The sequence below is a fragment of the Kribbella sp. NPDC055110 genome (assembly GCF_053607525.1).
This window is the reverse complement of sequence record NZ_JBSGTS010000038.1, coordinates 1-24,510: the sequence shown is the minus strand read 5'-3', so window position 1 is coordinate 24,510 and position 24,510 is coordinate 1. Positions and strand designations below refer to the sequence as shown.

The window sequence follows — 24,510 nt, the reverse complement described above, 5'->3', positions numbered from 1 at the left end:
CCAACAGCTCCTTGTGTTACGCCTGCGCTAAAAGTTCATTTCCTACTGAAACTTCCCAAGTTTCCCTATTGCCAGTTAGTGGGACGAGCGTCCAGGATCGGAGACGAGTCGGCCACCCTGCAGGCCGGCACACGTCCCTGGAGGACCTCATGAAGCGTGCTGCCGCTGTTCTCCTCGCCGCCACCGTGGCCCTGGCCGGCTGCTCCGGCGGCGGCGGATCCGGGTCGGCCGATGGCGCGACGAAGTCGGTCTCGTTCGCCGTCTCCGACCCGGTCACCCTCAACCCCGGTCGCCAGACGATCGCGTTCTCCCAGGTCAAGGAGCTGTTCTCGAGCCTGACCTTCGTCAAGAGCGACGGATCGATGACCTATCTGAACGCCGAGTCGGTCAAGTCGTCCGACGCCGTGCACTGGGCCGTCAAGCTGCGCCCGGGCTGGACCTTCCACAACGGCGAGAAGGTCACCGCCGAGAGCTACGTGAAGGCGTGGAACACCGTTGCCTACGGCCCGAACGCCTGGGAGAACAGCGGCCAGCTCGTCAACATCGCCGGGTACGACGCCCTCAACCCGGCCAAGGGCAAGCCGACGACCACCCAGTTGTCGGGCCTCAAGGTGGTCGACGACCTCACCTTCACGGTCACCTTGAAGAGCGCGGACGGTCAGTTCCCGGTGCAGCTGTCGCAAGCGCAGTCCGGGTTCTTCCCGCTGCCCGAAGCGGCGTACAAGGACTTCGACGCGTTCGCCAAGCAGCCGATCGGCAACGGGCCGTTCCAGATGGTCGGCAGTTACACCGAGAACGAGCCGATGACGGTCAAGCGGTACGACGGCTACCAGGGCCCGAAGCCGAGCGTCGACGAGATCGTGTTCAAGCCGTACACCGACATGACGACGGCCTACACCGACGTACAGGCCGGCAACACCGACATCCTGTTCGTGCCGGCGGCCCGGATGGCGCAGGTGAAGAAGGACTTCGGCGACCGCGCGTACGTGTTCCAGGGCCTGGGCATGAACTACCTCGGTCTGCCGCTGTGGGACAAGCGCTACCAGGACATCCGGGTGCGGCAGGCGATCTCGATGGCGATCGACCGGCAGGCCGTGAGCAACGTGATCTACGGCGGCATCTGGGAGCCCGCGACGGCGCTGACTCCGCCGGGTGAGCCGGGTACGCCGAAGGGCCTGTGCGGCGAGCCGTGCACGTTCAACCCGGCCAAGGCCAAGCAGCTCCTGGCCGAGGCCGGCGGCTGGACCGGCACGATGGAGATCCGCTACCCGGGTGGCTCGGGCCTGGACGACCTCTACAACGCCTACGCCAACCAGCTCCGGCAGAACCTCGGGATCAACGACGTCACCGCGACCCCGACCACCGACTTCCCCGAGTTCCAGAAGCTGCGCAACGACAAGAAGCTGAGCGGCCCGTACTTCTCCCGCTGGGGCGCCCTCTACGCCAGTCAGCAGAACACCCTGCGCTCCTTCTACACAAAGGCCGGCGGCTGCGTGAACTGCATCCCGTACTACACCCCGCAGGTCGAGCAGCTGCTCGCGAAGGCGGACGCACAGGTCGACCCGCACAAGGCGATCGAGGGGTACGTCGACGTACAGAAGGCGATCCTGAAGGACTTCCCGGCGCCGCCGATGTTCTTCGAGAAGTACACGTACGCGACCTCGGACCGGGTCGCCAAGCTGGCCGAGGGTGCGGGCAGCCTCGAACTCGAGAACACCACCCTGGCGGACAGTTGATGGCGGCAACCAACGACGGCCCGCTCCAGGCGATCCTGGAGCGGGCGCACTGCGTCCCCGACCTGACCCACTTCCCGGGCGTCGACGAGATCACCGCCCACCTCGACGCCCTGACCGACGAGCATCCCGACCTCGTCACCCGGAAACGGATCGGTACGTCGAGACTCGGCGACCCGATCACGATGTACTCGATCGGCGACGGCCCGGACCAGGCCCTCGTGTACGCCGGCGTACACCCGAACGAACCGATCGGGTTCTGGACCGCGATCCGCCTGGCCGAGGATCTGTGCGCGGACGCGGAGCTCCGCGCGACGTGTCGCTGGAACATCATCGGCTGTATCGACCCGGACGGCACCCGCCTGAACGAAGGCTGGTTCGACGGCCCGTTCACCCGGGTCCACTACGGCGCGAACTTCCACCGGCCCGCGCCGGCCGAGCAGGTCGAGTGGTCGTTCCCGTTCCAGTACAAGAACGCGTACTTCGACCAGGTGCTGCCGGAGACGCTCGCCCTGATGCGGGTGATCGACGAGCTGAAACCGATCATCGCCGTCTCCTTGCACAACACCGAGCTCGGCGGCGTCTACTACTACGTCACGCAGGAGCTCGAGGGTTTCGTCGACGAACTGCACGCGGTGGCGGCGTCCTTCGGGTTGCCGCTCGACCTCGGTGAGCCGGAGACGCCGGTGGCGCGTCCGCTCGGTCCGGCGGTGTTCGAGATGATCTCGGCCAAGGCGACGTACGACTATGCCGAGCGTCTGGGCCTGCCGACACCGAGTGGATCGGGCGGTTCGTCGGCGGCGTACGCCGAACGGCACGGGACGGTCACGCTGGTCGCCGAGTTGCCGTACTGGACGCATCCCTCGGTGGACGACGAGTCGTCGACGGATGCGTCGTACCGTCAGCTGCTCGCGGACGCGGCGGACGAGCTCGAGCGGAACCTGCGGGAGATGGACGAGATCTTCCAGCAGGTACGGGCGTACCTGTCGGACGACTCGCAGCTGGTCCGCGGGATCAGCGCGTTCCTGCCGTACCTGTTCCGGCGGCCCGAGCGGGACAGGCGGCGAGCGGCCGAGATCGACCCGGGCAGGCGTGCGACCGTCGCGGAGGCATTCGGCCTGTTCGACACGAACCGGATGTTCCGGCTCCGGTACGGCGGGATGCTGGTCCGCGCCGTCGAAGGAGAAATCGCTCGCGGTGGCGCTGCGGCCGCGCTTCATGCTCCGGCCAAACGTCTGCGCGAGCTCTACCGCGATTGGCAGGACGAGGCCGCGACGCTCGACACGCAACTGCGGACCATTCCGATCAAGGACCTGGTCGGCGTGCAGTACGCCGCCGCGCTAGCGCTGCTCGATGCGGTGCGGAGGCGGGCCGACTGATGGCGCGGTTCACGATCCGGCGGCTGATCGAGCTGGTGCTGGTGTTCTTCGGCGTCACGTTCGCGATCTATGCGGCCGTCTTCGCATTGCCCGGTGACCCGATCTCCAGTCTCGGCGGCGATCAGCCGTTGTCGCCGGCGGTGGTCGAACGGATCCGGAATCTGTATCACCTCAACGATCCGCTCTGGTCGCAGTACCTGCGCTATCTCGGGCATCTGCTCACCGGCGACCTGGGCGTCGACTTCCGCGGCCGGTCGGTGGCGGAGCGGCTGGCGAGCCGCTGGCCGGTGACGATCCGGCTCGCGCTGACGGCGTGGGTGATCCAGGTCGTGATCGGTGTCGGCCTCGGTCTGATCGCCGGACTGCGGAAGAACACCTGGATCGATCGCGGCGTGCTGATCCTGACGATCCTGATCGCGTCGGTGCCGATCTTCGTGATGGCGGTGACGGCCCAACTGGTGTTCGGCGTGAAGCTGTCGCTGTTGCCGATCGCGGGCGTGACTGACGGCTGGCCGACGTCGTACTTGCTGCCGGCAACGGTTCTCGCGATCTACGGGCTGGCCGCGGTGGCGCGGCTGACACGCGGGAGCGTGGTCGACACGATGAGTTCCGACTTCGTCCGCGCACTGTGGGCGAAGGGCCTCAGCAGGCGCCGGGTCATCGGCGTGCACGTCCTGCGGAACTCGGCGATCCCGGTGCTGACGTATCTCGCGATCGATCTGGGCGCGTTGCTCGGCGGGGCGGTCGTGACGGAAGGCATCTTCAACCTGCCGGGCGTCGGGCAGTTGCTGTTCGAGTCGATCCGGGTGCACGAAGGACCGACGGTGGTCGGTATCGCGACCGCCTTGATCCTGATCTTCCTGCTGACCAGCGTCGTCGTCGACGTGCTCAACTCCCTCCTCGACCCGAGGATCCGCCATGACTGACGCAGTGCTCCTTCCGATCGTGGACGAGGATGTCATCGCCCGACGTGGTGTCTGGGCGACCGTCCGCCGCCGCGTGCTCTTCTGGCTTCCGCTAGCAGTGCTAGCGGTTCTGTTTCTGATGGCGCTCGTCCCGCAGCTGTTCACTAGCGCCGACCCACGCGCCTGCGACATCTCTTCGAGCGCGCGCCCGTCCTCACCCGGTCATCCGTTCGGCCAGGACCTCCAGGGCTGCGACGTCTACGCGAACGTCGTCCACGGCGCCCGCGCATCGCTGTCCGTCGGCCTGGTGTGCACGTTGACCGCCCTGGTCATCGCCGTCGGCGTCGGCACGATCGCCGGGTACGTCGGCGGCTGGGCGGACTCGATCCTCGCTCGGCTGACCGACGTCTTCCTCGGCTTCCCGTTCCTGCTCGGCGCGATCGTCGTACTGAACAGCCTCGGCAAGCGGTCGGTGCTGTCGGTGTCGCTCGTCCTCGCGGTGTTCTCGTGGCCGACCCTGGCCCGGATGGTGCGTACAACGGTCCGCGCGACCCGGGACGCGGAGTACGTCCAGGCCGCGAAGGCGATGGGGTTCCCAACCACCCGGATCCTCACCCACTACGTGCTGCCGAACTCGATCGGCCCGGTGCTCGCGGTCGCTACGCTCACTGTCGGCGGCGTGATCGTGGCCGAGTCGACGCTGACGTTCCTCGGCCTCGGTCTGCGCGCGCCGTCGATCTCGTGGGGCCTGCAGCTCGCGACCGCGCAGTCGCGCTTCCAGCAGGCGCCGCACACACTGATCTACCCGTCGATCTTCCTCGCCGCCACGGTACTGAGCCTGATCACCCTCGGCGACGTGGTCCGCGACGCGGTGAACCCGAAGGGACGCTCCTGAATGACCACCAATCACAGAACGGACGCCGCCTTGTCCTACGACATCCACATCGCCCGGGAAGCCGCACCGGCCATCGAGAGCTGGCTCGACTACCAACGTCGCTACCTGCGGACACCCGGGGTCCAAGCGGCGATCCGGGTCGGCGACGAGCTCGTCCTCTCGACCGCCCTCGGCCACAGCGACGAGGTCGCCGGTACGCCGCTGCGCACCGACCACCTGTTCCGGATCGCGTCGCACAGCAAGACCTTCACGGCGACCTCGATCCTGCAGCTGGTCGAACAGGGCAAGGTCCGGTTGGACGATCCGATCGACACCTATGTCCCCGAGCTGGACGGGAGCGCTTTGGCGCCGGTCACCGTGCGCGAGTTGCTCGGTCACCAAGCAGGCGTGATCCGGGACGGCGTGGACAAGGACTACTGGCAGCTGATGGATCCGTTCCCGGACCGGGACGCGCTGATCGAGCTGTGCCGGTCCGCCGGTCAGGTGTTCGAGCGCAACGAGTACTTCAAGTACACGAACATCGGCTACTCGCTGCTCGGCCTGGTGATCGAGTCCGCGAGCGGGTCGTCGTACGGCGATTATGTCGCGGCGAACATCGTGGAGCGGCTGGGCCTGACCAACACCGGCGCCGAGTGGGAGCGGGCGCGGGCCGATCAGTACGCCGGCGGGCACACCGGGCTGCTCGACGGGAACGACGTACGCGAAGTCATCCCGCACGTGGACACCCGCGCGATGGCGGCGGCCACCGGGTTCTACTCGACCGCCGAGGACCTGGCCGTCTACGGTGCCGCGCACTTCTTCGGGGCGGATCAGCTGATCGGTGATGCGAGCAAGCGGCTGCTGCAGCGGGACGAGAGCCTGGTGAACGCCAACGGACGTGAGATCGGGCGCTACGGGCTCGGGATGGACATCGTCACGATCGGCGGACGCAGGCTGGTCGGGCACAGCGGTGGGTACCCAGGGCACATCACCCGGACCTTCATCGACCCCGCCGACCAGATCGTCGTGTCGGTGCTCACCAACTGCATCGGCGGGCCGGCGGGCGTCCTGGCCTCGGGGGTGGTGAAGCTGCTGAACCTCGCGGCCGAGCCCCCGGCCGGTACCCAGGTGCCGAGCGACATCGACGCCCGACGGTTCTGCGGGAACTTCGCGAACCTGATGGGCGTCATCAGCATCGCGCTGCTCGGCGGGCGCCTGGTCGCGTTCTTCCCGGCCGCGCCGGATCCGGTCGACAGCTACGAGGAGCTCCAGGTCGTCGACGAGAACACGCTGGCCGTCGTACCTTCGGCGGGATTCGGATCGATCGGCGAGAAGGTGGAGTTCACCTTTGACGCCAACGGCAGCCCGTCGCTGGTCCGGTACGGCGGAAGCTCGCGGTGGCCGGTCGAGGCGTTCCGGGCCCGCCGTACGGCGCAGATCGCGGGAGCCGTGGGGGGAGTCGTTGTGGGAGGTCAGGATGGGTGACGAGCCGATGCCGGACGACGTCTGGGAGGAGGACTCACGCCGCGCGGACTTCGTCGAGCAGTTCGCCCTGCTCCGAGAGCTGGCGGGCTCGCCGCGGATGGAGGGCCGCGTCCTCGGCTACCTGATGGTGAGCAACAAGCCGTACGTCGCATCGGCCGAGCTGACCCGGGCGCTGTCGGCGAGCGCCGGCTCGATCTCGAGCGCAACCCGGCGGCTGATCGATCTCGGGTTCATCGTGCGGCACGCCGTACCGGGCGATCGCAACCATTACTTCAAGGTCGAGGACGACGTCTGGGGGAGCTTCCTGGCGGGGGAGCGGCGGTCGCTCGGCAAACAGCAGCAGCTGTTCGACGACATGCTCGCCGAGCTCCCCGAGGGCATGCCCGGTCCGGCCAAGCGACTGCGGAACGCGCGCAATTACTTCGAGTGGCTGGCGTCGTACCACCGCAAGATGCTCGCGGACTGGCAGGAACACCGCGACAAGCTCGAGGAGGGCGGCGAGTGAGTGACGACGTGCTGCGGTTCGAGGAGTTGACTGTCGACTTCACGGTCGGCGGTACGACGCAGCGTGCGGTCGACGGGATCAGCTTCGAGGTTCGGCCGGGCGAGGTGCTCGCGGTCGTGGGTGAGTCCGGTTCCGGGAAGAGCGTCACAGCGCTAGCAGCGCTAGGTTTGCTGCCTTCGAACGCTCGCGCCGGCGGGCGGATCAGCTTCGGCGGCGCCGACGTACTGGCGATGTCCCAGGCCGAGCTCACCGCGCTCCGCGGCCGGCGGATCGCGATGATCTTCCAGGACCCGTCCGGCGCGCTCGATCCGGTGTTCACGATCGGGGCGCAACTGGTCGAGATGATCCGGGCGCACCAGCCGACGCTGTCGCGGGGCGCGGCGCGCGAGCGGGCGATCGAGTTGCTGCGGATGGTCGAGATCCCCGAGAACCGGCTGAAGTACTACCCGCACCAGTTGTCCGGAGGCCAGTGCCAGCGGGTGATGATCGCGATCGCGCTGGCCTGCGACCCGGAGCTGCTGATCGCGGACGAGCCGACCACGGCGCTCGACGTGACCGTGCAGCAGGAAGTGCTCGACGTACTGCTCGCGATGCGGTCGAAGATCTCCGGCGCGATCATGATCATCACCCACGACATGGGCGTGGTCGCAGACGTGGCCGACCGGGTCGTCGTGATGCGGTCGGGCTCGGTGGTGGAGACGGCCGAGGTGCACGAGCTGTTCGATCACCCCACGCAGGAGTACACCCGAGCGCTGCTGGATGCTGTGCCGCGGGGCGGAGCGCGGGTGTCCGACCCGGTTGCGGACGAGGGGGTGCCGGCGCTGCGGATCGACGAGCTCGTGGTCGAGTACCGCGGTCGCCGCGGGCGGACGGTGCAGGCGGTCGATCACGTGGATCTGCTGCTGAATCCCGGCGAGATCGTGGGGCTGGTCGGCGAGTCCGGATCCGGGAAGTCCACGATCGGCAAGGCGGTGCTCGGTCTCGCACCGATCACGTCCGGCGAGGTCCACGTTGCCGGGCAGGCGCTCACTTCCGCGTCGGCGTCCGACCTCCGGAAGACGCGTGCCCGGATCGGTGTCGTGTTCCAGAACCCGGCCGGCTCGCTGAACCCGCGTGGCACGATCGGGCAGTCCGTCGGCGAGCCGCTTGCCGTCCATCGCGGCTTCCGTGGCGCCGAGCTCCGTCGCCGGGTTGAGGAGCTGCTCGAGAGCGTTGAGCTGCCGGGGGCGTGGGCCGGGCGGTACCCGCACGAGTTGTCCGGCGGCCAGCGTCAGCGGGTGTCGATCGCGCGGGCGATCTCGCTCGATCCCGGGCTGCTGATCGCGGACGAGCCGACCTCCGCACTCGACGTCTCGGTACAGGCCACCGTGCTGGAGCTGCTCCGCTCGCTTCAGGACCGGTTGCACTTCGCCTGCCTGTTCATCAGCCACGACCTCGCTGTGGTCGACCAGGTCTGCGACCGCGTCGCCGTGATGAGCCAGGGCCGCCTGGTTGAACAGGGCGACCGCGAGTCCGTCCTCCGCGCACCCCAGGACCCGTACACCGTCCGCCTCCTCGACGCGGCCCCCGTCCCCGACCCGCGCGAGCAGTCCCGCCGTCGTGGGCTCAGGTTGGCCGGCTAGTCGGATCCCCAGGCCATCACAATCGACCGATTCGCGCCCCGTCCCGCGGGAGGGGGCGGCGAGACGGCAATTGTGATGGGGTGGACGTCCGGCACTCACCAACCCGGGCCGCCGGCCGCCCGGCACGCTCGGCGCGCGGCCGCGGACCGCGCGCGGAGCTGGTTGATGAGTGTTGGAGGTCCGCGGTTGGAAATAGTTGGACGTCCTAGTATTTTGGGACCAGTTCCCGAGGAGGTCTGACTGATGGATGCCGAGCAGATCGCGGCCGGCCGGAGCCGGTGGCAGCAGCGGTACGACGCCGCGCGCAAGCGGGAGGCGGATTTCACCACGCTGTCCGGCACCGAGGTCGAGCCGGTGTACGGGCCCCCCGAGGGCGTCGCCGACCCGCGGATGGAGCGGATCGGCTGGCCGGGCGAGTTCCCGTTCACCCGCGGTCTGTACCCGACCGGGTACCGCGGCCGCACCTGGACGATCCGCCAGTTCGCCGGCTTCGGGAACGCGGAGCAGACCAACGAGCGCTACCGGATGATCCTCAACGGCGGTGGCGGCGGCCTGTCGGTCGCGTTCGACATGCCGACGCTGATGGGGCGCGACTCCGATGAGCCGAAGTCGCTCGGCGAGGTCGGCCATTGCGGCGTCGCGATCGACTCGGCCGTCGACATGGACCGGCTGTTCAAGGACATCCCGCTCCAGGACGTCACGACCTCGATGACGATCTCCGGTCCCGCCGTGCCGGCGTTCTGTATGTACCTGGTCGCCGCCGAGCGCCAGGGCGCGGACATCTCCAAGCTGAACGGGACGCTGCAGACCGACATCTTCAAGGAGTACATCGCGCAGAAGGAGTGGCTGTTCCCGCCGGAGCCGCACCTACGCCTGATCGGCGACCTGATGGAGTACTGCGCCACCACGATCCCGGACTACAAGCCGCTCAGCGTCTCCGGGTACCACATCCGCGAGGCCGGCTCGACCGCCGCGCAGGAGCTCGCCTACACGCTCGCCGACGGCTTCGGGTACGTCGAGCTCGGCCTGTCCCGCGGGCTCGACGTCGACGTGTTCGCGCCCGGCCTGTCGTTCTTCTTCGACAGCCACCTGGACTTCTTCGAGGAGATCGCGAAGTTCCGGGCCGCCCGCCGGATCTGGGCGCGCTGGCTGCGGGACGTGTACGGCGCCAAGACCGACAAGGCGCAGTGGCTCCGCTTCCACACGCAGACGGCCGGGGTCTCGTTGACGGCGCAGCAGCCGTACAACAACGTCGTACGGACAGCTGTCGAGGCGCTGGCCGCCGTACTCGGCGGGACGAACTCGCTGCACACCAACGCGCTCGACGAGACGCTGGCGTTGCCGAGTGAGGAGTCGGCCGAGATCGCGCTGCGCACCCAGTCGGTGCTGATGGAGGAGATCGGCGTCACCAACGTCGCCGACCCGCTCGGCGGTTCCTGGTACGTCGAGGCGCTGACCGACGCGATCGAGGCCGAGGCCGAGGCGATCTTCGCGCGGATCAAGGAGATGAGCCCGGACGAGACGATGACCGGCGGCATCCTGCGCGGGATCGAGGACGGCTGGTTCATGGCCGAGATCGCCGACGCCGCGTTCGAGTACCAGCAGAAACTCGAGAAGAGCGAGAAGAAGATCGTCGGCGTCAACACGCTCACCGACACCGTGTCCGGCGAGCTCGAGATCCTCCGGGTCTCGCACGAGGTCGAGGTCGAGCAGTGCCGGGTTCTCGCGGAACGCAAGGCGCACCGCGACGAGGACCGGGTACGGCGTACGCTGTCGGCTCTGGTGGAGGCGGCCAGGGGCACTGGCAACCTGATCGAGCCCATGCTGGAGGCAGTGCGTGCGGAGGCCACGATGGGGGAAATCTGTCACGTTCTTCGGGAACAGTGGGGAGAGTACCGAGAGCCCGCCCGATTCTGAGGAGCCGCCACCGTCCGGGCGGGAGACCCCCGGCACGGCTGCTTCCTCGGACGGACGGCGAGTGGTGGTCTGCGGTTCGGACCGCACGATGCTGCGGGTCGTCACCGAGCTGGTGAGTTCGGGCGAACGGGTGACCGCGATCGTCAACCCCGCCTCCCGGCACTACGACCGGATCGGTGAGCTGGGCGCGACTGTGATGGGTGCCCGGGTGATCAGCGAGTCGTTGCTGCGGCGGGCCGGGGTCGACGCCTCCGACGACGGTACGCCGTCGACCGCGCGCGCACTGGTCCTGCTGGACACCGACGACGTACACAACGTCCACACCGCGCTGACTGCGCGGGACATGGATCCGGAGCTGCGGATCGTCGTACAGATGGTGAATCCGCGGCTGAGCAAGCAGCTGAACAGCCTGCTCGGCGACTGCGTGGTGATCAACGGGCCGTCGCTCGCCGCGCCCGCGTTCGTCTCGGACACGCTGGAGGACGACGAGCTGACCTGGATGGATCTCGGCGGTCGGCGGGTCGTCGTCGGACAGGCTGATCTGATCCGCGAACCGCATCTGACGGTGCTCGCGGACACGACCTCGTCCGCGACGCCGCAACTGTTGCCGATGACCAGCGCCGACCCGGACGGCGACATCGTGCTCGGCACCGGCGTACAGACGATCTGGCCGAGTCGCGACGTACGGCCGGCCGGCTGGTTCATGGCGCTCCGCGACATCCTCGACAGCCGGGTCCGGAAGATCGCCGCGGTGATGGCGTTTCTGATCGCTGCCGGGACCGCCGTCATTCACTTCTTCGGCGGGATCGAGTGGTGGCGCGCGCTGTATCTCGCGGCCGGGGTGGTGACATCGGCGGGGATCGACGACGACAAGTTCAACGACGCGCAGCCGTGGGTGAAGGTGAGCGCCGTATTGGTCCAGCTGACCGGCATCGTGTTGATGGCCTTGCTGACCGCGGTCGTGGTCGACTCGCTGATCGGTGCGCGGCTGTCGCGGATCATCGGCGGCGTCCGGGGGCGGCCGCGGAACCATGTGGTGGTGTGCGGCCTCGGTACGGTTGGCGCGCGGGTACTCGAGATCCTCACCGAGCGGGGCGTCGCGGTCGTCGGCGTCGATCAGGACGAGGACGCGCCCGGCATCCAGGTCGCGCACCGGCTGAAGATTCCGGTGGTGATCGGGGACAGCAGCAACGAGGAGACATTGCGGTCGGCCGGCGTCCAGCGGTGTCAGTCGGTGCTCGCGATCACCGACGGCGACATCACCAACCTGGAATCCGCGATGGTGGCCCGCGACCTGAACCCGGACGCCCGGATCACGATGCGGATGTTCGACCACGACCTCGCGCAGCGCGTCGAGCGTCGGCTGGGCCTCGGCCACAGCAAGTCGGTGTCGATGCTGGTGGCGCCGGCGGTCGCGGCCGCGGTTGCGAACCGGCGCAAGCAGGTGACGATCCCGGCCGGTCGCCGCGTGCTGCTGCTGACCGAGGTGATGGTCGAGCCCGGGTCGGTTGCCGATGGCCGGCGGCTCGGAGAGCTGAACGAGGCCGAGGGGCTGCGGGTGCTCGCACGGCAGGATCGGCAGGGACCCTGGGAGTGGAGTCCGGCGTCCGAGCGGCCGGTCAAGGTGGGGACCCGCTTGGCTGTCGCGGGGACCCGAGCAGGCCTCGCGCGGCTGCTGATGGTGACCCGGGCGCAGCGCAAGTCGGCCGCGTCGTAGAGGATAGACCTGTGAACGTCGTACGGAGTGTGCACGGAATGCGAGGACAGTGGTGAGCCAGTCCAACTTCTCCCGTCCCGGGGCGGTCGATCTGTCGTCCCTTCGTAAGCCGGCCGGTGCTCCAGCGGGTGGTGCCGGGGGTGGCGCTGCTGGGGGTGGCGCTGCGGGTGCCTATGTGCTGGAGGTCGGCGAGGCCAACTTCCAGGCCGACGTGATCGAGCGCTCGGTCCAGGCCCCGGTCGTGGTCGAGCTGTACTCGCCGCGCTCGCAGGGCTCGAATGCCCTCGGTGCGGTGCTGGTCCAGCTGTCGACCGAGTACGCCGGGAAGTTCCTGCTCGCCCGGATCGACGTCGACGCGAACCCACAGGTCGCCCAGGCGTTCGGCGTACAGGCAGTGCCGGTCGTGATCGCCATCCTGCGGGGTCAGCCGGTGCCGCTGTTCCAGGGCGTCCTCGGCGAGCCGGAGGTCCGGCAGTACCTCGACCAGCTGCTGACGGTCGCGGTCGCGAACGGGATCACCGGGCGCGCCGAGCCGGTCGGTTCGGTGGCTTCCTCGGCTGCTCCGGAGGAGGACGCGCCGAACCCGCGGTACGAGAAGGCGGAGAACGCTGTCGGCGCGGGCGATCTGGATGGCGCGATCGCGGCGTACGAGGAACTGCTGAAGGAGACGCCGAGCGACGCCGAGGCGAAGTCGGGGCTGGCCCGGGTACAGCTGGTGAAGCGTACGCAGGACGTGCCGGCCGACGTCCGCACGCGGGCCGCCGACAACCCGACGGATGTCGAGGCGCAGCTGCTGGTGGCCGACGTCGACCTGATGGGCGGGCACGTGGACGACGCGTTCGCGCGGCTGATCTCCACGGTCCAGGCCACGGCGGGCGACGAGCGGAACGCCGTACGCCTGCACCTGCTCGAACTCTTCGAGGTCGTCGGCGCCGACGACGAGCGCGTCGTCAAGGCCCGCCGCCGATTGATGGCCGCGCTGTTCTAACTCTTCAGGATCGGGTCTGTTGTCAGGGCCTGTGAGACTCGGGCGAGGAGGGTGCGGAGAGTCTCCGCCTCCTCCTCGCTGAAGGCGTCGGCCAATCTGCGCTCGACGCCGGTGGCGCGCTTGTCCGCCTGCTCGAGAGCCTTCCGGCCCGCGGCGGTCGGGCGCGTCTCGATGACGTGTCTGTGCAGCGGATGGGGTGTGCGCTCGATCAGGCCTGCTGACTCAAGGTTGCGCAGGATCGTCGTCATCGTCTGTGGCGTGACCAGGCACCGGCGAGCGAGCTCGGCCGCCGAGATCCCCGGCTGCTCGTCCAGGACGAACAGGGCCGCGTACTGCGGCACGGTGAGCCCAGCCGGCTTCACCGCGGCCGCCTTCGCCGCCTGCAGCTCCTGCTCAACCCGCTTGAGGTGACTACCGAGCCGTTCGTCGAAGGACATCCGCATGGAGACCATCGTACGAACTGCGTTGGTGATATATGCATTGACGATCATCAGACCTCTGATTAGTCTCTGTGTTCGTATCCACCGAGAAAGGGTTCCCCATGATCGCCCGCGCCCTGGCAACAGCCCTACTACCCGTAACCACCGCCCTACCCGCCACGACCGCCAGCACCGTCCCACCAGCCGCCACTACCAGCCCGGCCGCCGCCGCGGCCACCGCGGCCTCCGGCACCGCGGCCACGTCCGCCAGCGCTTCAGCCGCGTCGGTTCCCGCAGGTTTGCGTCGGGTGGTGCAGATTGACGGGCGGACGGGGGATCGATATCCGGAGGGGATCGCCTGGGATCCGACCCGGCGGGCGTTCCTGGTCGGGTCGCTGGCGACCGGCCGGATCTCCGTCGTCGGCCGCGACGGCGTACCGCATCCGTTCGGCGTCGCACCCGGCGTCTCCACCTTCGGCCTCCACGTCGATGCCGTGCGCAACCGAGTACTCGTCACGTACGCCGACATCGGCAACGGCGAACGCTCATCGGAAGCCACCACCTACAAGCAGTCCGGCATCGCCGTCTACAACCTGCGTACCGGCCAACTCGAGCAACGCGTCGACCTGAACACACCACGCCTGAACCCAGCCGGCGGCCACCACGCCGTCAACGACCTGGCGATCGATGCCGCAGGCAACGCTTACGTCACCGACCCGGCATCCGACGCGATCTACAAAGTCACCCCGACGGGCACCGCAACCGTCCTGATCCGCGACGAGCGCCTCCGCAGCGACACGATCGGCGCCAACGGCATTGTCTGGCACCCGGCCGGCTACCTCCTGACGGTCCGCTACGACACCGGCACCTTGTTCCGCATCTCACCGCGCGGTGAACTCAGTACGACTGGTCTGACCAGTGCACTGGTCGGCGGAGATGGCCTGGCACTCACGCCCGACGGTCGCCTGATCGCGATCACCAACAAGCTCGGTGCACCAGGCGTCGAGCAGGCGACCGTGCTGAGCAGTCGCGACAACTACCGCACCGCACAGGTCCGATCGGTCGAGCCGTGGCCGATCGCCGGTCCGACGACAGCCGCGGTCACGCCGTACGGCACCTACGTCCTGAGCGGCCGGATCGAGGTACTGATCGCCGGCGGCTCGTCAGACCAGTTCACCATCCGACGAACGACCCGCTGACTGGTCCGACCAGTCACCATCCGGCGAACGAGCCGCTGACTGGTCCGACCAGTTCACCTGCGACGGGATGAGTCGGTGACTGGCCGGAAGTGGACAGTGTGAATTCTTGTAATTGTGGTTGAGGTGCTCTGAGAATTGTTTACATGAGCGCTGTCGCGTCACCGCCGCCGACGCCGAGGCTTGAGGCGCGGATCCACGGCCTGCTGCCGGCGCTCAGTCCGGCGCAGGCGCGGATCGCCGCGGAGGTACTCCGGGACCCGGCGGCGGTCGCATCCTCGACGATCGGCCAGTTGGCGGCCCGCTGCGGTACGTCGCTGCCGAGCGTCACCCGGTTCTGCCTCGCGCTCGGCTTGTCCGGGTACGCCGAGTTGCGCCTGACGCTGGCGGCCGAGAGTGGTCGGACCAGTCCGAGCTGGGAGCGGGGGACCGGCTCCGAGGTGGGTCCGGACGACTCGCTGGACGACGTACTCCGGACTCTGCTGCGCGCCGACATGCGCGCGCTCGAGGACACTGTCGCGGCACTCGACGTCGACGCGCTCGGGCGGGCTGTACAGGCGATCTCGGATGCGCGGCGGATCGATCTGTACGCCGTGGCGGGGTCGGCGTCCGTCGCCGAGGACCTGCGGTTGCGGCTGCACCGGATCGGGCGTGGCGCGAGCACCTGGAGCGACGTACACACCGCGCTGGCCAGTTCCGCCCTGCTCGGCAACGGGGACGTCGCGATCGGGATCTCGCACAGCGGCGAGACGATCGAGGTGCTGGAGCCGATGACCCGGTCCGGCCGGCAGGGCGCGACGACTGTTGCCATCACCAACTATCCCCGGTCGCCGCTGGCCCGGCTGGCGGACATCGTCCTGGTCACCGCGGCCCGCGACGTCACGTTCCGCACCGGAGGACTGGCCGGCCGGCACGCTCAGATGATCGTCATGGACGCCATCTATCTCGGCGTCGCCCAACGCGACTATCCCCTGGCAGAACAGGCTTTCGACGCGACTGCCGACGCAGTGTCCACGCATCGGCAACGCCCCTGACAACACTCGCCACTCCGTTCGACCCGCCTTTCGAAGGAGAGACATGCAGAGTCCGCACCAGACCTTCGGCCCCAGCCGCCGCAGCCTGCTGCTAGGCGCCGGCGCCACCGCCCTCGCCGCAGGATCCGCAGCCACGGCATCCGCCACAACAGCATCCGCCTCGACCGCATCCGCCTCGGCCTCCGCGTCTGCAGGATCTGCGTCTGCTGGATCCGCCTCTGTAGGTGCCGCGTCCGGTATAGGGACATCAAGTGCCGCGTCCGGTGCGGTCGGCTCGGCCGCGGTCGCCGTACCGTCACCTGACACGTTGCCGTTGACGGGCGGGGCCGACTTCCCGATCGGGTTGTTCTGGCCGCCGCACCCGTTCGCGAGTACGGCGGAACGGTTCGCCGAGATCAAGAACGCCGGGTTCGACTTCGTCATCTCCGGCAACTACGCCGGCGACGGCAACATCTTCCAGTACCAGCTCGGCCTCGCCCGCGACGCGGGCCTGAAGATGCTGATCTCCGACGACATCCAGATCCGCAACATGTCCCGCTGGTTCTCGATCTCTGACACCACGTCAGATTTCCTCAGCGTCACCCCGGCCGAGGCGGCTGCGCTGTACATCCGGGCCCGCGACGCGTACGGACCGTACTCCTCGCTGGCCGGCTTCAACTTCTACGACGAACCCGGCCCGGGCTGGTTCGCGACGCTGGCGAAGGCGCTGTCGATCTCCCGTGAGCTGGCGCCGCAGCTGCTGCCGTACATCAACCTGTTCCCGTCCGACGACGCGTCGTACTACCGCAACTTCGTCGACGTGGTGAAGCCGTCGCTGATCTCGTTCGACCGGTACCCGCTGCTCTCCGAGGGTCGCGAGGACGCGAACTACTTCCACAACTGGGCGATCGTCCGGGACGCCGCGCTGCACGGCGACATCCCATCGTGGGTGTTCATCCAGACACTTGCCTACAACAACCATCGCGAACCGACCGCGGCCGAGCTGCTCTGGCAGGTGAACCTCAGCCTCGCGTACGGCGCGAAAGGCATCCAGTACTTCACCTACTGGACGCCGGAAGCCGCCCGCGGCGAAGGGTTCGGGCCGGCGCTGATCACTGTCGACGGGCAACGGACATCGCGGTACTACGCTGCGAAACAGATCAACACAACCTGGCTGCATCAGGTCGGCCGCGAACTCAAACCGCTCGTCTCCGAGACCGTTGAGCACGCCAACGAAACGCCACTGCCGAACAGCGCTGTCGGCTTCACACCGACGAACCTGGTGTCGGGGATCACCGGCGACTCGGTCGTGGTCGGAACGTTCCGCTCCCGCGCGGCGTCGGGCGACCGGTGGTTGCTCGTTGCCAACCGTTCGCACAGCGCGCGGGCCCGAGCGGTCGTGTCGGTCAACGAGCAGACAGTCGGGTCGATCGGGATCTTTCAGCCGGCACGCCAGAAGTACACCTCACAACGCGTTGGCCCGGTCCCGATCTCACTGAACCCCGGCGCCGCAACCCTCCTCAAACTAACCACCAAGTAGCCCGCGCTAGGGCTGCCCTGCCCTGGAGCGTCGCCGGTCCGGCGACCGACGTACGACCGGTGCCGCGTCCGTCGAGTCGTGGATATCGGTCGCCGAACACCGCCTCGATCCACGACTCGCGGATTCTGGGACCAACCAAACGCCACGACTCGGCGTGAGACCGGACGAGCGGTGGCTCGCGTGGGGTCGACGCGCCCGTGCGAGACCGCCGGCCCAACAACCCGCCGACGATCCAACAGCCCGTCAGCGGCGCAGCAGCCCGCCGGCAGCGCAAGCAGCCCGCCCCGGCCGCGGCCCAACAACCCCGCCAGCAGCCCAACAACCGTCAGCGGCCCCACAGCTGTCAACGGCACCGCAGCCAGCCGGCAGCGCAAACAACCTGCCCCGGCAGCGGATTGGTGGGGCCCTGGGGAGGTGCTTCCGGGGTGGGTGGTGGGGGTTAGGTGGGTTGGCCGGTGTAGATGCCTAGGGTTCGGAAGCGGAGGGGTGGGGCTGCGTATTCCTCCAGGGCGTGGGCGGTCCAGCCGATCATGCGGGCGAGGGCGAAGACGGCGTCGCCGGCGTCGGGGCGGAAGTTGTAGGCGTGCATGACGGCGGCGAGCGCGAGGTCGCTGTTGGGGAATGTCGGCGTACGCTCGGCGATCGCGTGGACCGTGCCGACGATCGGGTGATCGCCCAGGAGTTCGAGCAGTACGTCGGCGCGCGGGTCGCGGTGCTGGTAGATGCGGTGGCCGAAGCCGGGGATCGGTTCGCCGGAACGCAACTGGTCCGACAACGCCTTCAACGGGTCGCGTTTCGCTCGGTCCAGGAACTCGTAGGCGAGGGTCGGCGCGGCGCCGTGGTACTGGCCGTCGAGTGCGCCGAGTCCTGCCGAGATGACGGCGTACAGGTTCGCGCGTGCGCTGGCTGCGACTCTGGCCGCGACGGTGGAGACTGCGAGGCCGTGGTCGGCCAGGAGGATGAGCGCGGCGTCGAGTACCTCCGGTCGGGGCTCTTCGTCGGAGAGTTTCGGCCAGAGTTTCCCGCCCAGCGTCGTACGCGTCACGATCCGTCCCGGGAGTGCTGCGACCAACGTCCCGATCAACCGCCCAGCCGCGGCAGTCACCGACGCCGGGGACAGATCGAACCGCAACGGATCCGCGGCACCCAACACCGCCACCGCCACCCGCAACCGATCCGTCAACCGAGCCCCCGCCGGCACCACCTCCATAGCAGCCCGAGCCAGCTGCACCCCCTCCCGCTCAACCCCAAATAACCCTGCCTCCACCCCACCCGCCAATATCTCCCCACCCGCCCCAGCACCCACGCCTCCAGCACCCGCTCCGGCGGCACCCGCGCCGCCAGCTCCCGCGCCGCCGGCACCGACGCCGCCAGCTCCCGCGCCGCCAGCACCGACGCCCCCAGCTCGCGCGCCGCCGGCACCGACGCCGCCAGCTCCCGCGCCCCCAGCGCCGACGCCCCCAGCGCCCGCGCCCCCCGTGGCCGCGCGGGCAGTTGCCGTGTTCGGGGCGCCTGTGGCTGGTGGGTGGGTTGGGGGATCTGTTGGAGGTTGGCCTGTCCAGAGGAGGGCGGCTACTTGGGGGAGGGTGGCGGTGGTGGCCAGGGATTGGGCTGAGTGGCCTCGGTAGTAGAGGTTGTCGTCTTGGAGGAGGGTGAGTTCGGACTCGATGCGTTCTATTACGCCGGAGTGTTCTACTGAGCGGGCGGCGAGGCGTTCTACGTCGGCGGTGGGGAACAGGCTGCCGCGGCGGCCGCGGGCTCGGACGCTGGTGAGGAGGCCTCGGCTGACGTAGGCGTAGACCGTCGCCGGCTTGACCTGCAGACGGCGCGCCACCTCGGCGGTGGTCAGGTAATTCTCGTCACCTTCGGACGGCATTCCCGCTCCTCGGATCACTCATGTTGACTGGATCAATATTGACAATCATTGATCGCCTGTCAACTCTGAAGATATGTCAACAACGATCAATGTTCCGCCCGGCTTGCGCAACGTCGTCGTCACCGAGACGACCCTCGGCGACGTCCGTGGTGACGAGGGTTTCTACCACTACCGCGAGTACTCGGCGATCGATCTCGCCAAGTCCAAGACGCTCGAAGACGTCTGGTACTTGATGTTCGAGGGCCACCTCCCGACCGCCGCCGAGCGCGACCGGTTCATCGCCGAGATTGCCCCGCTCCGCGTCCTCCCCGACGAAGTCGGCGCGGTCCTCCCGGCGATCGCGACCGCCGGTACGACGTTCAACCCGCTCGCCGGTCTCCGCACCGCTCTGTCGCTCCTGGCGGCTGTCCGCGGTCTCCCACCGCTCTGGGACGCCGACCCGGCCCGCCGCAAGGCCGACGCGATGCTGGTGTGCGCAGTGACGCCAACGATCCTCGCCGCCCTGTACCGGCTCCGCGAAGGACAGCAGCCGCTCGAGCCGCGCGCCGACCTGTCGGCGGCCGAGAACTGGCTCTACCTGGTGACCGGCACCGAACCCACCGCCGTCCACGCGACCGCGATCGAGCACTACCTGGTCTCGACCGTCGACCACGGCTTCAACGCGTCCACCTTCACCGCTCGCGTCATCGCGTCCACTGGCGCGGACGTGGTTGCGGCCGTCGCGGGTGCGATCGGCGCGTTCTCCGGTCCGCTGCACGGTGGCGCGCCGGATCGCGCTCTCGCGAGCCTCGACGAGATCGGTACGCCGGATCGCATCGACGACTGGGTCCGCGCGAAGGTGTCCGCCGGCGACCGGATCATGGGGTTCGGGCACGCGGTATACCGAACCGAGGACCCGCGGTCGCTGATGCTGCGAGACATCGCCCGCGGGATCGGCGGCGAGCTCGTCGACTTCGCGACGACCGTCGAGCAGCGCATCGTCGACGTCCTCGCCGAGCTGAAGCCGGGCCGCAACCTGTACGCCAACGTCGAGTTCTACGCCGGGGTCGTGATGGAGCTGTGCGGCATCCCGCGCGCCATGTTCACGCCGACGTTCGCGGTCAGCCGCATCATCGGCTGGTCCGCCAACATCCTCGAACAGTCCACCGATCCGAAGATCATCCGCCCGGCCGCGACGTACGTCGGCCCGCCACCTCCGACCCCCGTGCCCAACTGACCCTAGGTGAACTGCATGACGCCGTCGTCTACTGAGTTGTAGCGGAGGGCGATGAGGTCTCGGGGGTAGTTCTGGCGAAGGCGCCAGGGGCCCTGGGTGCCTTGCCGGGGGAGGATCTGGGCGGCGCGGCGGATGTAGCCGGACGACAGGTCGACAACGGGGCGGGGTGGGGCGTCGTACTCGGACGGGTCGACCTCGGGGAGGCAGACGCGGGTGTCGGTTGCGGTGAGGTGGTTGAGCAGCCGGCACACGTACTGCGAGGTGAGGTCGGAGCGCAACGTCCACGAGTTGTTGGTATACCCGATGCACCAGGCGAGGTTGGGTACGCCGCTCAGCATCATGCCCTTGTAGACGAACGTGTCGTGCGGCGCGACGGACCGTCCGTCGACGGTCACCTGGATGTTGCCGAGCGCAACCATGCGGAGACCGGTCGCGGTGACCACGAGATCGGCCTCCAGTTCGCGCCCGGATCGCAGCCGCAGCCCGGTCGGGGTGAACCGGTCGATCTCGTCGGTCACCACCGAGGCCGACCCGTTGCGCAGGGCCTTGAACAGGTCCGCGTCCGGGACCAGGCAGAGCCGCTGGTCCCAGGGCTTGTACCGCGGCGTGAAGTGCGGATCGACCGGTATCGACTCCGGCAACTGCTTCGCCACCGTGCTGTTCAACAGCCAGGCAGCATGCGCCGGCCACCTCCGGAACGCGCTGTAGACCGCGGTGCTCGCGACAACGTTCTTCCCGCGGATCAACCGGTGCGCGAGCTTCTCTGGCAGTACGGCGCGGATGCGGTCGGACATTGCGTCGTGGGCCGGGCGGGAGGCGACATAGCTCGGCGACCGCTGCAGCATCGTCACGTGTTCCGCCGTACCCGCCATCGCCGGCACCAGAGTCACCGCGGTCGCGCCGCTGCCGATCACGACGACGCGTTGACCGGTGTAATCCAACTGGTCCGGCCAGTGCTGCGGGTGCACGATCTGCCCCTGGAAATCCTTCTTTCCGTCGAAGTCGACGACGTACCCCGAGTCGTAGTCGTAGTACCCGCTGCACACGTAGAGGAACGAGCAGGTGTACGACGTGTCCGTCGTCTCCACCGTCCACAGCGCGTCCGCCGACGACCACGAGGCGCGGACGACGTGCTGACCGAAGCGGATATGCTTGTCGATCCCGTACGTCGACGCGGTCTCGTGCAGGTAGTCGAGGATCGACGGCCCGTCCGCGATCGCCTTCGCCGCCTTCCACGGGTGGAACGGGAACCCGAGCGTGAACATGTCGGAGTCCGAGCGCACCCCCGGGTACCGGAACAGGTCCCAGGTGCCGCCGAGCGCGTCGCGGCCCTCCAGTACGGCGTACGTTCGGTCCGGGGACCGGGTCTGGATCCGGTACGCCGCACCGATCCCGGACAGGCCCGCGCCGACGATCAGGACGTCGAGGTGCTCCATGTACCCCACGGTAATAAAAATTCTTTCCGCGTGTTGTCGATTCCGTGTCGCGATGATCGTCAGCAAGATGTCAAGTACAAGCCCTAACGAGGGAGCCTGAGATGGCGCAGTACATGTTCCTGCTGTTCGACAGCGAGGAGTGGTACGACAACCTGACGCGCGACGAGTGGCAGCAGGCGATGAAGCTGCACGGGGAGTTCGCGGCGGCGGTGGAGAAGGCCGGCGCGCGGATCCTCGGCGGGGAGGCGCTCGAGCGGTCCAGTACGGCGAGCACGGTCAAGAACCGCGAGGGTGCCGAGCCGCTGGTCACCGACGGGCCGTTCATCGAGACGCGGGAAGCGCTCGGCGGGTTCTACGTGATCGAGGCGCGGGACCTCGACCAGGCGCTGGAGCTGGCCAAGCTCTGCCCGTCCGGCAACATCGAGGTCCGGCCCGTGATGCCGACGTCCGAGGACGCGGCGCCGCCGGCCTGACCAGTGAACGCGATCCCGCACGGACGATCGTCCTGATCATGCCGTCCGACCCGGGTACGCCGACGCTCGGTCCCGTCGGCGTACCCACGGGCGGGGAGACAGGGGAGGGCCCGGGTGCGCGGACGTTCGGTTCGGTCGGCGTACCGGCGGGCGGGTGGACGGGAGAGGGCCCGGGTGCGCGGACGTTCGGTTCGGTCGGCGTACCGGCGGACGGGGAGACAGGGGAGGACCTGGGTACGCCGACACACGGTTCCGTCGGCGTATCGAGGGGCGGGGAGACTGGGGGTACGCCGACGCTCGGTCCCGTCGGCGTACCCACGGGCAGGGAGACAGGGGAGATGGTGAGCGAGGCGGTCGAGGTGGCTCGGGTGGTGGACCGGGTGCACCGGGAGAGTTGGTCGACCGTGCTGTCGTCGGTGGTCCGGCTGACTCGGGACCTGGATCTCGCGGAGGACTGCACGCAGGACGCGTTCGTCCAGGCGCTGCGTACCTGGCCGGACGGGATTCCGGACAATCCGGCCGGCTGGCTGACGACGGTCGCCCGGCGGCTGGCGCTGGACCGGCTGCGGCGGGAGACGAACCTGCGGCGGAAACTGCCGCTTCTGGTCGAGCAGCCTGACGACGCCGAGCAGCCTGACGACGAGCAGCCGACGGATCCGTTGCGGCTGGTGTTCACGTGCTGCCACCCGGCGTTGGCGCGGGAATCGCAAGTGGCGTTGACGTTGCGGCTGATCTGCGGGTTGACCACGCGCGAGGTCGCCGCGGTCCTGCTGATCGGCGAGGCGACCGCGGCGGCGCGGATCACCCGGGCGAAGAAGAAGATCGCGGCGGCCGGGATTCCGTACCGCATTCCGGCGGATCACGAGTTGCCGGCGCGGATGGATGTGGTGCTGACCGTCGTACACCTGGTGTATACGGCCGGGTACGTCGCCACGGGGGTGGAGCTGACGCGGAGCGATCTGACCGGGCGGGCGATCGAACTGGCGCGGATGCTGGAGCGGTTGATGCCGGACGAGCCCGAACCGCTAGCACTGCTAGGACTTCTGTTGATGACCGAGGCGCGCGGTGATGCGCGGGTCAGCGCGGACGGTGAACTCGTGCTGCTGGCCGATCAGGATCGCTCGCGGTGGGACGGGAAGCTGTTGGCGGAGGGTGTGTCGCGGGCGACGGCGGCGTTGCAGCGGGGGCACGGGCGGTTCGCGCTGCAGGCGGCTGTTGCCGGGCTGCATGTCACCGCGCCGTCGTGGGAGAGGACGGATTGGGGGCAGGTGGTCCGGATGTACGACGCGATGATGGTGAGCTGGCCTACTCCGATCGTCGCGCTCAACCGGGTGGCGGCGCGCAGCCTGGTTCCTGGGGCCGACCTCGAAGCGGTCCTGGCCGAACTGGATGCCTTGAGCAAGGAGCCGGCACTCGGGACGTATGCCTACCTGCCCGCGACCCGGGCTGACGTCCTGGCCCGGCTCGATCGGCAGCAGGAAGCAGCCGAGGCCTACGAACAGGCGATCCGCCTGACCGCCAACGAAACCGAACGCCGCTTCCTCACCACCCGCCTCACCAACCTGAACCGCTAGCACCGTCTCCGGGGTTGGAGCGGATGTTCGGGTCTTCTGCTCGGTGGGTGGGCGGTGACTGGTGCGCGGAGGGCGGGGTCGGGGCTGGCGGGGGGCTTGAGCAGGTTGCTGCGTGTCTCCAGCCGTGAGTTCGTGTCGGTGGCTACCGGTTCCTGTCTCCGGACCGTCGCCGCGGCACAGTTGTCGGCCGGGCGGTTCGCTCACGCGGCGCGGAGCCGAGTGCGGGGGATCGATGCTCGATCCGGGGTGCCCGGGAGCGGGGAAACAAATGTGCGTATTGTGGCGATTTCTTTCCCCGCCACGACACCTCACACTCCCGAGAGCTCCGGACAACCCGGGAACCCGGGAACCCGGGTTGTCCGGGGCGCCGGGGCGCCGGGGAGCCGGGGCACTGGGGGACCGGGGAGCCGGGGCACTGGGGGGACTGGGGGATTGGGGGACTGGGGAGGATCTTCTGCCCTGATCGGGCTGTGTTCTGATCGGGCAGGATTCCTCCCCGCTCACCCGAGTCTCGCTCCACGCCACGCCCGGTAACCCGCCCTGCCGGCGTGGTGGTGAAGGGGGCGGGGGCGGCACCGGCTCAGACACCGCCGGGAGCCACGCTCCGCAGGACGGCACGGCCAATCGATGACCCCACACATG

Annotated in this window: 19 protein-coding genes; 16 read left to right on the top strand and 3 right to left on the bottom strand. The window is 68.7% G+C overall.

Going from position 1 to position 24,510, the window contains the following annotated elements; all coding sequences use genetic code 11:
• Positions 1-149: 149 nt before the first annotated feature.
• The 10 genes from ACWF0M_RS35290 (at position 150) to ACWF0M_RS35245 (ending at position 13,125) form a co-directional block, all read left to right on the top strand.
• Positions 150-1,736, top strand: coding sequence for a peptide ABC transporter substrate-binding protein (locus ACWF0M_RS35290; protein ID WP_452240099.1), 1,587 nt, complete (start codon positions 150-152; stop codon positions 1,734-1,736).
• The gene (locus tag ACWF0M_RS35285; RefSeq protein ID WP_452240098.1) at positions 1,736-3,112 is read left to right on the top strand and encodes a M14 family zinc carboxypeptidase; all 1,377 of its coding nucleotides are present in this window, start codon (positions 1,736-1,738) and stop codon (positions 3,110-3,112) included. The genes ACWF0M_RS35290 and ACWF0M_RS35285 overlap by 1 nt, the downstream gene beginning before the upstream one ends.
• On the top strand, positions 3,112-4,038 hold the full coding sequence (locus ACWF0M_RS35280) for an ABC transporter permease (protein WP_452240097.1): 927 nt from the start codon (positions 3,112-3,114) through the stop codon (positions 4,036-4,038). The genes ACWF0M_RS35285 and ACWF0M_RS35280 overlap by 1 nt, the downstream gene beginning before the upstream one ends.
• Positions 4,031-4,912, top strand: coding sequence for an ABC transporter permease (locus tag ACWF0M_RS35275; RefSeq protein ID WP_452240096.1), 882 nt, complete (start codon positions 4,031-4,033; stop codon positions 4,910-4,912). The genes ACWF0M_RS35280 and ACWF0M_RS35275 overlap by 8 nt, the downstream gene beginning before the upstream one ends.
• Positions 4,913-6,376, top strand: coding sequence for a serine hydrolase domain-containing protein (locus tag ACWF0M_RS35270; RefSeq protein WP_452240095.1), 1,464 nt, complete (start codon positions 4,913-4,915; stop codon positions 6,374-6,376).
• Positions 6,369-6,881 (top strand): GbsR/MarR family transcriptional regulator, encoded by a 513-nt coding sequence (locus tag ACWF0M_RS35265; protein WP_452240094.1) that lies wholly within the window; start codon positions 6,369-6,371, stop codon positions 6,879-6,881. The genes ACWF0M_RS35270 and ACWF0M_RS35265 overlap by 8 nt, the downstream gene beginning before the upstream one ends.
• Positions 6,878-8,503 carry a dipeptide ABC transporter ATP-binding protein gene (locus ACWF0M_RS35260; protein WP_452240093.1) on the top strand — a complete coding sequence of 542 codons (1,626 nt, stop codon included), beginning with the start codon at positions 6,878-6,880 and terminating at the stop codon, positions 8,501-8,503. The genes ACWF0M_RS35265 and ACWF0M_RS35260 overlap by 4 nt, the downstream gene beginning before the upstream one ends.
• A gap of 243 nt (positions 8,504-8,746) precedes the next feature.
• Complete coding sequence (locus ACWF0M_RS35255) at positions 8,747-10,420, top strand: acyl-CoA mutase large subunit family protein (RefSeq protein WP_452240092.1); 1,674 nt, start codon at positions 8,747-8,749, stop codon at positions 10,418-10,420.
• Positions 10,341-12,137, top strand: a complete 1,797-nt coding sequence (locus ACWF0M_RS35250; RefSeq protein WP_452240091.1) for an NAD-binding protein — start codon at positions 10,341-10,343, stop codon at positions 12,135-12,137. The genes ACWF0M_RS35255 and ACWF0M_RS35250 overlap by 80 nt, the downstream gene beginning before the upstream one ends.
• A gap of 175 nt (positions 12,138-12,312) precedes the next feature.
• Complete coding sequence (locus ACWF0M_RS35245; protein WP_452240090.1) at positions 12,313-13,125, top strand: tetratricopeptide repeat protein; 813 nt, start codon at positions 12,313-12,315, stop codon at positions 13,123-13,125.
• Here the strand turns inward: ACWF0M_RS35245 and ACWF0M_RS35240 are convergent.
• Positions 13,122-13,568, bottom strand: coding sequence for a MarR family winged helix-turn-helix transcriptional regulator (locus ACWF0M_RS35240; RefSeq protein ID WP_452240089.1), 447 nt, complete (start codon positions 13,566-13,568; stop codon positions 13,122-13,124). The two genes, ACWF0M_RS35245 and ACWF0M_RS35240, sit on opposite strands and share 4 nt — an antisense overlap.
• A gap of 284 nt (positions 13,569-13,852) precedes the next feature.
• Here ACWF0M_RS35240 and ACWF0M_RS35235 point away from each other — a divergent pair, with 284 nt between their 5' ends.
• From ACWF0M_RS35235 to ACWF0M_RS35225, 3 genes are all read left to right on the top strand, one after another.
• Positions 13,853-14,743, top strand: a complete 891-nt coding sequence (locus tag ACWF0M_RS35235; RefSeq protein ID WP_452240088.1) for a hypothetical protein — start codon at positions 13,853-13,855, stop codon at positions 14,741-14,743.
• 143 nt (positions 14,744-14,886) lie between these two features.
• Positions 14,887-15,774: a MurR/RpiR family transcriptional regulator gene (locus tag ACWF0M_RS35230; RefSeq protein ID WP_452240087.1), complete on the top strand. Its 888-nt coding sequence runs from the start codon at positions 14,887-14,889 to the stop codon at positions 15,772-15,774.
• 43 nt (positions 15,775-15,817) lie between these two features.
• Positions 15,818-17,293: a hypothetical protein gene (locus ACWF0M_RS35225; protein ID WP_452240086.1), complete on the top strand. Its 1,476-nt coding sequence runs from the start codon at positions 15,818-15,820 to the stop codon at positions 17,291-17,293.
• A 439-nt stretch (positions 17,294-17,732) separates the two neighbouring features.
• Here the strand turns inward: ACWF0M_RS35225 and ACWF0M_RS35220 are convergent, their stop codons facing one another.
• Positions 17,733-19,169 carry a citrate/2-methylcitrate synthase gene (locus ACWF0M_RS35220; protein WP_452240085.1) on the bottom strand — a complete coding sequence of 479 codons (1,437 nt, stop codon included), beginning with the start codon at positions 19,167-19,169 and terminating at the stop codon, positions 17,733-17,735.
• 73 nt (positions 19,170-19,242) lie between these two features.
• Here ACWF0M_RS35220 and ACWF0M_RS35215 point away from each other — a divergent pair, with 73 nt between their 5' ends.
• Positions 19,243-20,385, top strand: coding sequence for a citrate/2-methylcitrate synthase (locus ACWF0M_RS35215; RefSeq protein WP_452240084.1), 1,143 nt, complete (start codon positions 19,243-19,245; stop codon positions 20,383-20,385).
• A gap of 2 nt (positions 20,386-20,387) precedes the next feature.
• Here the strand turns inward: ACWF0M_RS35215 and ACWF0M_RS35210 are convergent, their stop codons facing one another.
• Positions 20,388-21,821 carry a flavin-containing monooxygenase gene (locus ACWF0M_RS35210; protein ID WP_452240083.1) on the bottom strand — a complete coding sequence of 478 codons (1,434 nt, stop codon included), beginning with the start codon at positions 21,819-21,821 and terminating at the stop codon, positions 20,388-20,390.
• 101 nt (positions 21,822-21,922) lie between these two features.
• On the opposite strand from ACWF0M_RS35210, the gene ACWF0M_RS35205 reads away from it, so the two are divergent.
• Positions 21,923-22,294, top strand: coding sequence for a YciI family protein (locus tag ACWF0M_RS35205; RefSeq protein ID WP_134010936.1), 372 nt, complete (start codon positions 21,923-21,925; stop codon positions 22,292-22,294).
• Between the two features lie 38 nt (positions 22,295-22,332).
• Positions 22,333-23,868, top strand: a complete 1,536-nt coding sequence (locus ACWF0M_RS35200) for an RNA polymerase sigma factor (RefSeq protein WP_452240082.1) — start codon at positions 22,333-22,335, stop codon at positions 23,866-23,868.
• Positions 23,869-24,510: the final 642 nt, after the last annotated feature.